At 65.6% G+C, this 13,853-nt stretch carries 9 protein-coding genes; 3 read left to right on the forward strand and 6 right to left on the reverse strand.

Features of this window, described 5'->3' with window-relative positions:
• Positions 1–40: 40 nt before the first annotated feature.
• A complete protein-coding gene (locus BEP01S_RS14745; protein WP_062244728.1) occupies positions 41–1,315 on the forward strand; it encodes an amidohydrolase family protein in 1,275 nt (424 codons plus the stop codon).
• Between the two features lie 3 nt (positions 1,316–1,318).
• Here the strand turns inward: BEP01S_RS14745 and tilS are convergent, their stop codons facing one another.
• Genes tilS through dacB form a run of 3 tightly spaced genes read right to left on the reverse strand, consistent with a single transcriptional unit; the run spans position 1,319 to position 4,885 of the window.
• On the reverse strand, positions 1,319–2,374 hold the full coding sequence (gene tilS / locus BEP01S_RS14750) for a tRNA lysidine(34) synthetase TilS (RefSeq protein WP_244882273.1): 1,056 nt from the start codon (positions 2,372–2,374) through the stop codon (positions 1,319–1,321).
• Positions 2,361–3,377, reverse strand: coding sequence for an Rv3626c family coenzyme F420 biosynthesis-associated protein (locus tag BEP01S_RS14755; protein ID WP_062244731.1), 1,017 nt, complete (start codon positions 3,375–3,377; stop codon positions 2,361–2,363). Before BEP01S_RS14755 ends, tilS begins: the two co-directional genes overlap by 14 nt.
• Positions 3,374–4,885 carry a D-alanyl-D-alanine carboxypeptidase/D-alanyl-D-alanine endopeptidase gene (gene dacB, locus BEP01S_RS14760; RefSeq protein WP_244882274.1) on the reverse strand — a complete coding sequence of 504 codons (1,512 nt, stop codon included), beginning with the start codon at positions 4,883–4,885 and terminating at the stop codon, positions 3,374–3,376. Before dacB ends, BEP01S_RS14755 begins: the two co-directional genes overlap by 4 nt.
• A gap of 108 nt (positions 4,886–4,993) precedes the next feature.
• Between dacB and BEP01S_RS14765 the strand changes: the two genes are divergently transcribed.
• A complete protein-coding gene (locus tag BEP01S_RS14765; protein ID WP_039206454.1) occupies positions 4,994–5,482 on the forward strand; it encodes an inorganic diphosphatase in 489 nt (162 codons plus the stop codon).
• Between the two features lie 206 nt (positions 5,483–5,688).
• On the forward strand, positions 5,689–6,330 hold the full coding sequence (locus BEP01S_RS14770) for a VOC family protein (protein ID WP_062244735.1): 642 nt from the start codon (positions 5,689–5,691) through the stop codon (positions 6,328–6,330).
• Positions 6,331–6,419: 89 nt separating this feature from the next.
• Here BEP01S_RS14770 and BEP01S_RS14775 read toward each other — a convergent pair whose 3' ends face one another.
• The 3 genes from BEP01S_RS14775 to BEP01S_RS14785 all read right to left on the reverse strand — a co-directional run bounded on the left by BEP01S_RS14775 (position 6,420) and on the right by BEP01S_RS14785 (position 13,758).
• A complete protein-coding gene (locus BEP01S_RS14775; protein WP_062244738.1) occupies positions 6,420–8,921 on the reverse strand; it encodes a PhoX family protein in 2,502 nt (833 codons plus the stop codon).
• A 211-nt stretch (positions 8,922–9,132) separates the two neighbouring features.
• The gene (locus tag BEP01S_RS14780; RefSeq protein WP_062244741.1) at positions 9,133–9,894 is read right to left on the reverse strand and encodes a CPBP family intramembrane glutamic endopeptidase; all 762 of its coding nucleotides are present in this window, start codon (positions 9,892–9,894) and stop codon (positions 9,133–9,135) included.
• Positions 9,895–9,918: 24 nt separating this feature from the next.
• Entirely contained in the window at positions 9,919–13,758 is a 3,840-nt protein-coding gene (locus tag BEP01S_RS14785) for an efflux RND transporter permease subunit (protein WP_244882276.1), read from the reverse strand.
• Positions 13,759–13,853: the final 95 nt, after the last annotated feature.

Below are 13,853 nucleotides of genomic sequence, written 5' to 3' on the forward strand. Positions count from 1 at the left end.
GTTCCGATGGTATACCGTCCTGCGGTCGTAGGCTGAGCCCATGACCGTTGTGAAGAACGTGCGCCTCTTCCCGCGCACCCCGGATACTCCCGCCGTCGATGTCGAGATCACCGAGGGACGATTCTCTCGCATCTCCCCCGCCGAAGATGCCGCCCACGACTCAACCCAACCGCGAACCGGGTCTGCACCGACCGGGGCTGAGGTCATCGACGGGGCGGGACGGATCCTGCTGCCCAGCCTCGGCGACGCCCATGCTCATCTGGATTCGAATCGGATGGGCCAGACGTTCCGCCCGCATACCGCCGACGGCACTCTGCACGGCTTCATCAAGAACGATCGGGAGAACTGGCGAGGCGGCGAGCGCAGCATCGCCGATCAGGCAGCGTATGCGATTGGGAAGATCGTCGCGTCCGGAGGCACGCGCATCCGCTCGCATGCTCAGGTCGACGCCGACTGCGGACTCGAACGCTTCCACGGGGTCAAGGCCGCGCTCGAAGCTCATGCCGATGTCCTCGACTTCCAGATCGTCGCCTTCCCACAGGCAGGGATCGTGCGGGAACAGGGTGTCCGCGAACTGCTCGATGCGGCTCTGGCCGAGGGCGCAGACCTCGTCGGCGGACTCGATCCGCTGCTCTATGACCGAGATCCGGTCGCACACCTCGACACCGTGTTCGCTCTGGCGGACAAGCACGGCAAGGGCATCGACATCCACCTCCACGAGGCGGGCACCGCAGGGCTGTTCTCGCTCGAAGAGATCGCGGCCCGCACCGCAGCTGCGGGCATGGCCGGACAGGTCACGGTCTCCCACGCATTCGCCCTCAACACGAACCCGGAAACCGAGGTCGCGAAGGTCCTCGACGCCCTCACCGAGGCGGGAGTGGTCCTGACGACGGTCGCTCCGGCCAAGGGTGTGCTGCCGCAGGCGCTCATCCGTGAGCGCCGCATGGCTCTCGGGCTCGGCGAGGACGGGCAGCGGGACTACTGGAGCCCGTACGGTGACGGTGATCTGCTGCGTCGGACCTGGCAGCTGGCGTTCACGAACGGGTTCCGTGCCGATTCCGATATCGAAGGCTGTCTCGATATCGCCTCCCGCGGAGGCGCCCAGGTCATGGCCGGTGCCCGTCCCGACGGCTCATCGCTGGCCGACGATGCCCGGTTCGGTCTGGGTGTGGGTGCTCCCGCCGACTTCGTGCTCGTCGCCTCGGATACGGTCACCTCGGCGATCATGGACTGCCCGCAGGACCGCGATGTGTTCAAGGCGGGTCGGCTCGTCGCCTCCGGCGGAGTACTGGCAGGCGGTGCTCGTCTGGGCTGAGGCTCAGCGCGCTTTCGCCGCGAGCTGGAACACGGCGTGACTGTCGGAGATAACGACCTCCGTGTCCCCGGGCAGGGACAAACGGCCCCGCTTGCGGTCGCGGATGAGTGCACAGAGTTCGGCGACGCGCTTCGCGCCGAGGTTCTGTCCGGGCACGCCGAGTGAGATCACCCAGTCGCGCACGACTCGGCTGAGCACGGCATCGTCGAGAGCAGTGAAATCCTCCACCGGCACTGAGGCGGCTCCCCGGATCCACTGCCCGGCCGCCTCGGCGCGGGCATCGATGAAATCCGCGTCCGCCCGGCACAGGTCGGCGGTGCGGGCGAGATTCGCGGTGATCGGCTGGCCGAGTTCGGTTTCGAGTCCGGCAAGCAGCTGCCGGGCCCGGACTCTGGAATACGCGGTGTCGGCGTTCATCGGGTCATTCCAGATCTCAATGCCCTGGGCCCTGCAGGACGCTTCCGTCTGGTCCCTGTCGAGGCCGAGCAGCGGGCGCATGAGGTGTCCGGAGACCGGGCTCATCCCGGCCAGGGACCTGGTGCCCGATCCGCGCATGAGGCCGAGCAGAACGGTCTCGGCTTGGTCGCTGCGGGTGTGGGCGGTGAGGATCCAGTCGGCCCCAGCCTCGACTCGTGCGGTTTCGAGGGCGGCATAGCGGGCGGTTCGTGCCGCGGCTTCGAGCCCTTCTTCGCCGGCGTCGATACTCACCGTCGCCACTTCGGCGGGCGCTCCCCATGATTCTGAGGTGGCGGCGACCCGTTCGGCCACCTCGGCGGTGACGGTCTGGAGTCCGTGGTCGACGGTGACGGCTCGGGCGCGGATCTCACCGCGCCGGTGGAGGAATGCGACCGCATGGAGCAGCGCCATCGAATCCGCTCCCCCGGACACCGCGACGATGAGCCCCGGGACTGACGGTTCAGTGACGGCGGGGACGGCATCGGACGATCCTGCCGTGGTCTCGTCTGCGGCGGCGAGAGCTGCGCGCACGGCGTTGCGAATGGCTCCGCTGGCCGGGTCGAGGGTCGGCCGCCTCGGCGAGGAACCCTCAGCCGTGGACACGATCGAGCCAGAGCTGCGGGTCGTGGATCTCTGCCGTGCGCGGAAGGTTCGCAGGTTCCGCATAGATGCGGGAGAAGCCCTTCTGCCCGACCTCACGGCGGACGGCGCGGACGAACTTGGCCCCGTCGCGATACTGCGCGAGTTTGAGGTCCATCCCGAGCAGGTTGGTGAGGAACCCGCCTTGGCTGGCGTCACGGCGGGCCTCGAACCTGCGGCGCAGTTTGCGCACGCTCGGGATCACTCCGGCGCCCACTTCGTCCATGACAACATCGGCGTGGCCTTCGAGCAGGGACAGGATCGCAGTGGCTTCGTCGAGAGCGGCGCGCATCTTCTCGTCGCGTATGAGGTCGACGATGCTGGCCTCACCCTTGATGATGCGTCCGAAGGTGGCGAAGAGGTCGACGATCCCGCCGACCCCGGGCATCGTCAGCCGGGTCGACACGGCTCCGGAGAGCAGAGTGCGCATATGCTCGCGCAGCCAGGGTGCGGTCGCGAACTGCACTTGGTGGGTGGCTTCGTGGAGGGCCACCCACATGCGGAAGTCACGCGGGTCGACGTCCATGGCCTTCTCGGCGATGAGCACGGCGGGGGCGACGAACATCAGCCGTCCCGTCTCCACTGCGAAGGGGTCGAACTGGCCGAGCACACGAGTCGACAGCAGAGAGAGCACCCCGGCGACCTCGACGGCACCGGCCATCGCGGTGGCGGGGCTGACCGGGGCGGGCAGGGCCGCCTCGTCGAGCATTCCGTTGACGGACTGGGCATTGGCCTTGACCCAGCTGACCTGGTCGAGGACGAGCACCGAACCGGCAGCGAGCCGGCCGCGCACATCATCGGCGTGATCCGGCGGCAGCAGGAACGAATCGAGCACGAGGTCCTGAGCGGTCAGGGCGTTGTCCTTCATCCCTTCGACGAGCTCATCGAGGACGCCTGGTTCGGGGACCTTCGCTGCGGAGACGAGCTCACGGGCGGTGCGGGCGGCGAATCCCTCGTCGATGATCATCGGCAGCCGCAGTTCGCGAGTGCGGTGACGATATCGTCCACGGTCTTTCTGGCTTCCAAGATCTTGTCCTTATCCACGTCGTCGATCTGGATGGAGAATACGAGGTAGCGTCCCTCCGCGTCGAGCACTCCCCCGGCCAGGGAGGTCACGGTGGACAGCGTTCCGGTCTTCGCGTGCACGACTCCGGAGGCGTTCTTCTCATCGAGGAACCGGTCGTGCAGGGTGCCTGTCAGTCCGCCGACGGGGAAGTAGCTGACGAGTCCGGCCAGTGAGTCATCGGCGACGACCGAGGCCTGCAGGACGGTCGTGAGATCGTGCGGGGCGATCCGGTTGTCATAGGACAGACCCGAAGTGTCGACGAGATGTGTGCGCCCGAGATCGACAGATTCGCCGAGGGCTTCGAGCACGGCGTCGGGACCGTTTTCGAGGCTGCCGTCCTTGCCCTGGGCGATGGCGACCTCGTTGCCGAGCACTTCGGCGACGACATTGTCGCTGTGCACGAGTGCGTATTCGACGATCTCGGAGATCGTCGCCGATTCCACCCGGGCGAGTTCCTTCGGGTCCGCGGATTCGGACGAATTCTCGGAATCGGACGGCTCCTCGGAATCGGACTCGGCGGCCGCCTCGGTGACGGTGATTCCGGTCTTCTTCAGTTCCTTCTCGAAGATCGAGAACGCGTCCTTGGCCGGGTGTTCGCTGCGGCCGCGCCATTCGGCGTTCTTCGACCCGACGTAGGCGGTGTCGACCATGATCGGCTGGATCGGGGTGATCACGCCCTTGGCGATATCGACCCGTTCCCAGCCGGAATCGAAGTCCTCGCCGACGTACCGGCTCGTATCCAGGCTGAGCGCCACCTCGGTGACGTTCTGGTCCTTGAGGGCGGCCGCGGTGTCCTCGGCCAGGGTCCGCAGGCCAGCGTGCCCGTTGACCGAGCCGGGGTCCGAATCTCCGGCGGACAGGAGCACGTCCCCACCTCCGGTGAGGGTCAGGGTGTTCGTGTCCGCGTCGAAGTCCGTCGTCGTCGCCAGGCGCTTCTCCCCGCCGATCGCGGACAGGGAGGCGGCCGCAGTGAGCACCTTCGTCACGGAGGCGGGAGTGCGCGGCTTCGTCTCGTCCTTCGCGTAGAGGACATCGTCGCTGAGTCCGTCGCGGACTTCGAGGCCGAAGCCCTTGACCTTCGAGTCCTTGAGCACAGCGTCGATCGTCTTCGGGATCTGCGTGGGCACGGGAGCGGAATCGTCGACCGCCGAGGCGGGGGCGGGCACCTGCTGGGCGTTCGCCTGCGGGGTGGGCACGGTCTGGACCTCGACCTGGGGTTCGGTGGTCAGCACGCTCGGCAGTCCGGGCACGAGGTCATAGGCGTCGACCGCGGCATAGGCACCGAGAGCCAGCACAATGACGCCGGCGGTGATCGCACCGCCCTTCTTCCGTCGCGATCTGCCCTCTCTGCGGTCGCGGCGCGGGGAGCCGGAGTCCGACGGGTTCTGCGGCGCATCGGTGTCGTTCAAACGCAGACTCTCATTCCTCGACGACCGTGAGGTGGTCGCCGTCGGTGGGCGGTGACGGGGACTTGTACCATCTATTCTAGTGATGCACCCCTAACGTGAAGGAGCACTATGGAACTGTTGGCCACAATCGAGATCCCCCAGGGGTCCCGCAACAAGTACGAAGTCGATCATGAGACCGGTCGGGTCAAGCTCGATCGCTACCTCTATACCTCGATGCAGTACCCCGCAGATTACGGCTTCATCGAGGACACGCTCGGAAACGACGGCGACCCTCTCGATGTGCTCGTGCTGCTGCCCGAGCCGCTGTTCCCCGGTGTGCTCATCGACATCCGCCCCATCGGCATGTTCCAGATGGAAGACGAGGCCGGCGGCGATGACAAGGTCCTCGCCGTTCCTGCTGGAGATCCCCGCTGGGATTCCTACACCGATATCTCGGATGTGGACCAGTTCATGCTCGACTCGATCGAACACTTCTTCAACCGGTACAAGGACCTCGAGCCCGGCAAGTACGTCAAGGGTTCGAGCTGGGCCGGTCGCGAAGCCGCCGAGGCGGAGATCAACGCCTCCATCGAACGTTTCAAGGCCGAGGGTCACTGAGCCTTCCCCTCTCCATGCGCTGAGGATTCAGCTCTGGTTCACGACCGCCCGGATATCATCATCCGGGCGGTTTCGTTTTGGCCTCGACCGTCGCGCGGGACGCCGTGCGGGAGAACGCCTGGGGCACCGCTTGGGCGTGACAATGATCACGATTTCTTAGGTGACCCTAAGGGGCAGTGTGAGCCAGGTTATGCGATTGTCGAGTCATGAAACTCGATCATGTGTCATACGCCAGTGAACCTGACGGCTACCGTGCGACCGCCGAGCGGATCGCGGAGAAGCTCGGAGTGGTTCCCTACGACGGCGGTGTGCATCCTCGATTCGGCACCAGAAACCTCATCTTCCCCCTAGCGAACGGCCATTACCTCGAAGTCGTGGAAGCCTTGGAGCATCCGGCCGCTCTCTCGACACCGTTCGGCCAGGCGGTCCGGGCTCGTTCCGAGCTCGGCGGCGGCTGGATGGGCTGGTGCGTCTCGGTCGAAGATCTCACTGCCGTCGAGGCCCGCCTCGAACGCAAGGCCGTCGATGGAAACCGCACGCCGGAGTCCGGTTTGGAACTCAGGTGGCTGCAGATCGGCGTCAAGGGGCTCATCGCCGACCCCCAGCTGCCGTTCTTCATCAAGTGGTCCGCCGATTCCTCGCAGCATCCTTCGACGTACAAGACGAATGAGGGCGTCGCTATCGACACCCTGCAGATCGCCGGGGACCGCGATCGTCTGCGCGATTGGCTGGGCACTCAGGATGCCAAGCCGATCTCGGAGATCAACATCGACTGGTCCGCACCCCACGGGACGCCGGGCATCATGTCGGTGAGCTTCAACACGGAGAACGGCCCCGTCACCATCTGAGCACATCAGAGTCCGCGTACTCTGCGGAGTCGAAGAAGGCCAGAGGCAGTGTCGCCTCTGGCCTTCTTCAGCTTATGGTCGTGGAGTCATCAGTCGCCCTGAGTCTCCATCGGCGATCCCTGCTCGCTTTCCGTCCCGTCTGCTTTCTTCCGACGCAGATGAGCGGCCGTCGCCATCGCACCGCCGGCGGCGAGGAGACCTGCTCCGCCGCCGAGCAGCGGCAGAGTGCTGTCAGTGCCGGTCCACGGCAGTTCACCGCCGTCCGAAGAACCGCCGCCCGAGCCGGATCCGCCGGAGCTGCCTGAACCTGAGCCGCCGTCGCTTCCGGCGCTCGCGGCCGCACCAGCTGCCGCGGCATCCTTCGCGCCGTCCTGCGACCCGGCAGTCGATCCGGAGCTGTCGGCGTCCGTTCCGGTCCTGTCGCCCTTGGCATCGGTGTCCTCACCCGTTCCGGCACCATCTGAGCTGCCGTTCTCATCCGAGTCCTTGGCCCCTTCATCTGTGCCGTCGGCGTCGGAGTCCTGGTCCTTCGGCGGTTCAGTCGGATCCGGTGCCGATCCGCCGTCGCCCTTGATGACCTGCACGACCGTGGGCCGCGGCATCGCGGCCACTCCCTTATCGACATCGGTCGCGTCGACATAGTCGGGGAACTGCGAGTGCTGATCGGCATAAGAGCCGTCCTCACCTGGGTGCTGGACCGCAACGAAAGCTGACTCATACTCGTCATGGACGAGTGGTCCGCAGACCTCGGCTTCGCGAGGCACGGACAGGAACTGTTCGACCCGACCGCGCTGGTCACCGTCGATCGTGACCTTGAACAGCCCGTCGCAGTAGCCGATGCCGTCGGGAGCACCGTCGGTGGAGATCCACAGGTTTCCGGCGGTGTCGAAGGCCACATTGTCCGGGCAGGAGATCGGTGAGACCTGATCGGCGGGGAAGCCGGAGAAGTAGGTGGCGTCGCCCTGCTTCGGGTCTCCGCAGACCAACAGCAGCGTCCAGTCGAATTCGGTGCCCGTATGATCGCCGGAGCGCTCGGTGATTTCGACGATGTGCCCGTCGCGGTTCTCCGTGCGCGGATTGGCCTCATCTGCGGCGGCCTTCCCGTCGGTGCCGCGGTCGGAGTTGTTCGTGCAGGCGACGTAGATGCGGCCGTTGACCGGGTTCGGTTCGACGTCTTCGCAGCGGTCCATCTTCGTCGGTCCGACCTTGTCGGCGGCCAGTCGGGTGTTGACGAGGACCTCTTCGACGGAGAATCCGGACACCTGCGACTTGCCGTCCTTGACCAGCGGAAGCCACTGTCCGCTGCCGTCGAACTCGCCGTCGGCGGGCACCTCACCGCTGCCGTCGATCTCGGACTTCGGTGAGTTGCCGGTGAACTTCGCGACGTAGAGGTCGCCGTCGGTCAGCAGCGTCTTGTTGTGTTCGCGGTCGCCCTCGACGTAGGTGTCCTTCGAGACGAACTTGTAGAGGTAGTCGAACTTCTCATCGTCTCCCATATAGGCCACGGCGTGGCCCGAATCGGAGATCGTGATGTTCGCCCCTTCGTGTTTGAAGCGGCCCATGTTCGTGTGCTTATGAGGGGTGGAGTTCGGGTCCCAGGGGTCGACTTCGACGATCCAGCCGAAGCGATTCGCTTCGTTCGCGTAGCCCGGGTTGTTCGTATCGAATCGGTCGACATCGGCTTCCCACCCGTTGGCCGAGTCTTCGCTGTCGAGACCGTAGCGCTTATCGGCCGCCGAGGTGCCCTGCGCCTTGAAGTACGAGTTGAAGTTCTCCTCACCGGACACCAGAGTGCCCCAGGGCGTGAGCCCGCCCGAGCAGTTGCCGAGAGTGCCCTGCGCCTTGTCACCGTTCGGATAGTCCTTCGTCCGCAGCAGATCGGAACCGGCGGCGGGACCGGTGAACTCGTATTCGGTGTCGATGAGGAACCGGCGGTTCTTCTTTCCGTTGACATCGATCGTCCACGTCGACTTCTCGTCCGTGCGAATGAGTTCGGCAACGGTCAGTCCGTGGGCTTCACGGCTGATCGCCCGCTGATCGGCTCCGTCCATGTCCTCGGGGTACATGATGGCGTCGTTCGTGTATTCCTGGTTGGCGAAGAGCACGGCCCGGTTGGAGTCATCGGGGTCGATCTGGATGGACAGGAAGTCGTTGTTGTAGCCGAACTGGCGGCGCTGCGCCTCTGGGCTCTGATTCTCCGGGTCAAATTTCGGAGAGTCGGGGAACAAGGGGTCTCCCCAGCGGACGATCGGATGCCAGGAGTAGCCTTCGGGGACGACGAATTCGTCGACCTCATGCTGGACCGGGTCGATGGCGGTGAAGGCCAGACTGCCTGCGGTGGCTGCGGTGGCTGCGGCGGCAGAGCGTGCGGTCGGACTCGGTGCGGTGGTCACTGCGATGGCCAAGGCACCGGCAGCAGAGGCACCGAGAACCGCGCGACGGCTGAGCTTCGCATTGACGATATCGCGGAAATACCCATTTGCCGATGTGTTGCAGGTGGCCTTGAGGCAGGCGTTGTCGCACTTCAGTGCGCACGTGACGGGGCTGCGCTTGCCACGCACATGGTCGGCCATCGGCAGAAAGGTTCGCATAGATTCTCTCCTTGTATCGGGTATCTTCCCAGTCCGGGGCCCGCCCGGCACAGAGGGCGGAACCGGGAGGGCTCACCCGGTCGAGACTGTCACCGGCAAGCGGCCCTGGAACTACCCGTCGGTGAACTGCCGGTGAACCCAGCAGGTCGAGTGAGTGTCCCATTCGCCTGTCCCGGCTTCGGGTCCTGGTCTCAGCCTGGGGCTCCTGGCCTCAGCCGAAGTCGACGAGGGCGAGCACTCCCGGGGCGAGGAATCCGACGGCGTCGATGATGACATGCGCCCACACCAGCGGCATGAGTCTGCCCTTGCGCAGGAAATACCAGCCGAAGATGATGCCCATGGCGACGTTGCCGATGAACGGGCCGATGCCCTGATAGAGGTGGTAGCTGGCGCGGAAGAGAGCCAGGGAGATGATGATAGGCCAGGGCCCGAACCCCAGCTGCCGCAGTCGCAGCCACCCGAAACCGAAGATGATGACCTCTTCGACGATCCCGTTCTTCGCGGCCGAGAGCAGCAGGACGGGAATCGTCCACCAATGATCGCCGAGGTTGGACGGCTGGATCTCGGCCGTGATCCCCAGTGCCCTGCCGCCCGCGTACACCCCGAGGGTGCCGATGCCGATCACGAGGAAGATGAGGACACCGTGGCCGAGGTCGCGCCCTCGGTGCCCGTCGACTCCGAGTCGGGTCGACAGCGGCTGCGCCGGCCGGTCTCGGCTGAGCAGGTAGATCGCGAGGGCGACGGGAACGAGGGTGAAGCCGATGTCGAGAAGCTGGTAGATGAGGTCGAAACCCGGCCGGGGTGAGATCGAGGTATTGAGCTTCGCCTGGGCGTCGCTGATCGGCCCACGGGTGGCGATATCGGCCAGGCGCACGATTGCATAGACGGCCGACTGGCCCAGCGACAGGGCCGCAATGAGGCCGAGCTCGAACCACAGGCGCTTTCTCTCCTGTGGTTCGAGCTCGGTCGTCATGGACTCAACTCTAGCCGGGACGGATCAGTGTTTGGGTTCACCGTCCCCGTCGTCGCGGCGCGGGTTCTGGCTGCGCAGGGTGAAGTCCGTTTCCTGCCCGCTGCCTCGCTCCGCGTCGGCCTCCCGCCCGCCGCCTCCGTGGTCGGCGTCCGTCGATTCATCCGACGCCGAGGCGGTGCTGCCCGAATCCGTGGACCTCGGGTCCGCAGTCGGTGCGGCCTCCTCGGTGGGGGCCTCCCCCTCTGTCCGTGTCCGAGGTTCACCGAAACCGGCGGCTGCGGCTCCCGCACCGGCGGGCACCGTGGCGGTCTCCCGCTGGTTCGCCCGGGCTTCGGCGGCGTCGAGGACCTCTCCGCGGGCCATGTTCTTCACGTACTTCTTCTCGGCCCGGCGTTCCTTCACTCCTTCGAGCAGCAGGTAGAGCACCGGCACGAGGATGAGCGTGAGCAGCGTCGAGCTGACCAGGCCGCCGATGACGACGATCGCCAACGGCTTCGAGATGAACACTCCCCCGCCGGTGAGCCCGAGGGCCATCGGCAGCAGCGCGAAGATCGTGGCGGCCGCGGTCATGAGAATCGGACGATAACGCAGCCGGGCGCCGTGGACGACGGATGTGCGCAGGTCGACCCCGCGAACGCGGAAGTGGTTGATGAGGTCGATGAGCACGATCGCGTTCGTGACCACGATGCCGATGAGCATGAGCAGACCGATCATCGACGTCAGCCCCAGCGGGGTGTTGGTGATGAGCGAGAGCGCTACCGAACCAGTGGCCGCGAACGGAATCGAGACCAGCAGGATCAGCGGCTGCAGCAGCGACTTGAACGTGGCGACCATGATGACGAAGACGATGAGGATCGCCGCGAGCATCGCCAGTCCCAGCTGGGAGAACGCCTCGTTCTGCTCCTGAGTGGCACCGCCGGTGTCGACGGACACCGTATCGGGCAGGTCCACCTCGTCGAGTGCGGACTGCACCTCGGTCGAGACTGCACCGAGGTCGTCGCCCTCTGGAGTCACGGACACGGTGGTCGAGCGCTGTGAATCCGTGTGGCGGATGGTCGGAGCGGTCTTGACCTCCTTGACGTCGGCGACCTCATCGAGCTCGATGAAGCGCGGCTCCGAAGTCACGGGAGCACCCGCATTCGGATCTCCGCCGGCTGCGCCACCGGCGCCACCTGCTCCTCCGGCTGCACCTGCGTCGCCCGAACCTCCGGCTCCACCGGCAGCTCCTGCTCCACCGGCCGCGCCGGCGTCACCTGAACCACCGGCACCGCCGGCTCCTCCGGCAGCGCCTGCCGCACCGGCTCCGCCAGCGGGCGCCGTTTCTTCCGGCTTGCCCGGGATCTTGAGTTCGCGCAGCTTCTCCACGGTGTCGGCATTGCGGTCGAAGAGCAGCACCGAATGCGAGACATCGTCGATGACGACCTCACCGATCTGCTGACCGTGCATGGCCCGCTGCACATACTGGCCGATGGATGCCTCGGTGAGGTTCTCCTCGGCGGCCTTCTCATGATCGACCTTGACTTCGATCACAGGCTGGACCGCAGCGATATCGCTGGTCACCGACTGTGCTGAGGACACGCCCTCGAGCTTGTCGCTGACCTTCTTCGTCGCGTCCTCGAGCTCCTCGGGATCGGTCGCCGTGAGAGTGACGTCGATCGTCTGCGCACCGGGCGTCGAACTCTGGCTTGCCACCTCGACATCACCGGCACCATCGAGGTCGTCGAACTGCTTCTGCAGGTCGGCGGAGATCGACTGAGCGGAGACTCCGGACTTCGTGTTGACGATATACGTGCCCGTCAGGGACGAGTCATCGGTGAAGCCGAACGTCGTACCGCCCAGGGACAGCTGGTAGTTGTCGACATCAGCGGTATCAGCGAGGATGTCCTCGACCTTCTCCGCCTGCTTCGAGGCCTCATCGAGGTCGGTGCCCGGGTCGAAGGTCTGCGAGATCTGCAGGGAATCCTGCCCGGTGTCGCCGAAGAGTTCGGTCTTCAGCTGCGGAATCATCGCTCCGGTGCCCGCAAGGACGAGCACGGCGACGAGGATCATGACGATCGGGTGCTTGGTCGAGAACCCGATGACCGGCATATAGGTCTTCTGCAGACGCGTCACCGGCGAATGCATTCCGGCGAGCTCGTCGACGGCTTCCGTGCCGTCTTCGGATTCACCGTAGCGCGGACCGTCCGCGGCGACTCCGGCCGACTCGGAACGAGTGGAGGCCACGGCACTTTCGCGGGGACCGGTGTCCTCGGCTTCAGCACCGGCGGCGACGATGTCGCGCTTCTTGTCGGCCTTCTTCGCTGCCTTCTTCTCGGCCCGCCACTGCGACAGCATCGACTTGCGGCTGCGACGGATCTCCGCCTTCTCCGCACGGGTGAGCTTGACCTTCGCCTCACGCTGACGCAGGAACCAGTAGGCGAGGACGGGCACGATCGTCAGCGCCACGAACAGGGACGAGAGCAGAGCGATCGTCGCGGTCAGGGCGAAAGGTCGGAACATCTCGCCCGTCTGGCCGGTCACGAACGCCAGTGGCAGGAACACGGCCACTGTGGTCAGAGTCGAGGCAGTGATGGCCCCGGCGACCTCGGAGACGGCGGCGAGGATGTTCGAGAATTTGTCGCCGCCGGAGGCATGGCGTCTGCGGATCGCCTCGATGACGACGATGGAGTCGTCGACGACGCGGCCGACGGAGATTGTCAGCGCGCCGAGGGTGAGCATGTTGAGGGTCTCTCCGCCCATCCACAGCCCGACCATGGCGATGAGGAGGGAGAGCGGGATGGAGATGGCGGTGATGATCGTCGCCCGCACCGACAGCAGGAAGACGAGGATGACGAGGACCGCGAAGATCAGGCCCAGCCCACCCTCGTTGAGCAGGTCGTGGATGGACTGCTCGATGAACGGAGCCTGGTCGAACGCGGAGACGAACTCCGTGTTGTCGCCCATCATCTTCTCGAGTTCGGGCAGCTTGTCGGCCACCGCGTGTGAGACGTCGACGGTGTTCGCGTCGGATTCCTTCATCACCGACACGGACAGCGACGGCTGTCCGTTGGTGCGCGAGATCGATTCGACGGGCTCGTCGACGAGCTTGACGTCGGCGACGTCGGAGACCTGGATCGGTCCGTCCTTGCCGGAGATGACGAGGTCCTTGATCGCATCGATCGAGCGGATGCGCGTGCCGACCTCGACCGGGGCCGTGCCGTCGGCGCCCTTGAGCTCACCCGCCGAGGTGGGGACGCCGTTGGATTGGAGGATTCCGGCCACCTCGTCGAGGTTGGCTCCTTCGTCCTCGAGATCGTCACGACGGATGCTGATCTCGACCTGTTTGGTCTTCGCACCGGCGATCTGCACCTGGGAGACTCCGTCGACCTTCTTCAGCTCCGGTTCGACCATGTCCTCGAGATTCGCGGCCAGCTGGTCTTCATCGGCGTCGGAGGTCACGGAGAGGGCGAGCACCGGAATATCGTCGGTGCCCATCATCATGACGTTCGGTTCGACCCCGTCGGGCAGGGTCGGCTGCACTTGGGAGACCGCGCGCTGCAGAGCACGGACGACGTCATCGGAGTCGTCGCCGTACTTCGTGCCCACGGTGATCTGCGAACTGCCCGCCGAGGATGTCGAGGTCATGTCCTCGACTTCGGGCAGTGCGGTCAGCGCCCCTTCGAGGGGGTCGGTGACTTCGGATTCGACGGCCTCGGGGGTCGCCCCCTCGTAGGAGGCGGTGACCGTGGCCTGTGGGTTGTCGAGGGATGGGAAGAGCTCTTGCTTGAGGGCACCGGCTCCGATGACGCCGAAGATGACGGCAACGACGGAGATCAGCGCGATGAGCGCCCGGTTCTTCAAGCTCAGTCGAGTCAGGAAACTCACAGAAGGGGACTTTCTTTGTCGTAGACAGGGCGACGACGCAGAACGCCGACAGAGCCATCCTAGTGAGTGTCCGCTGAGCCGCCCATGAGGAAAAC

The sequence above is a fragment of the Brevibacterium epidermidis NBRC 14811 genome (assembly GCF_001570805.1).
GTDB lineage: Bacteria > Actinomycetota > Actinomycetes > Actinomycetales > Brevibacteriaceae > Brevibacterium > Brevibacterium epidermidis.

Coding starts and splice junctions, on each gene's coding strand:
- BEP01S_RS14765 (WP_039206454.1), top strand. CDS start 4,994: ATGGAACTGTTGGCCACAATCGAGATCCCCCAGGGGTCCCGCAACAAG.
- BEP01S_RS14755 (WP_062244731.1), bottom strand. CDS start 3,377: ATGATCATCGACGAGGGATTCGCCGCCCGCACCGCCCGTGAGCTCGTC.
- BEP01S_RS14745 (WP_062244728.1), top strand. CDS start 41: ATGACCGTTGTGAAGAACGTGCGCCTCTTCCCGCGCACCCCGGATACT.
- BEP01S_RS14775 (WP_062244738.1), bottom strand. CDS start 8,921: ATGCGAACCTTTCTGCCGATGGCCGACCATGTGCGTGGCAAGCGCAGC.
- BEP01S_RS14770 (WP_062244735.1), top strand. CDS start 5,689: ATGAAACTCGATCATGTGTCATACGCCAGTGAACCTGACGGCTACCGT.
- BEP01S_RS14780 (WP_062244741.1), bottom strand. CDS start 9,894: ATGACGACCGAGCTCGAACCACAGGAGAGAAAGCGCCTGTGGTTCGAG.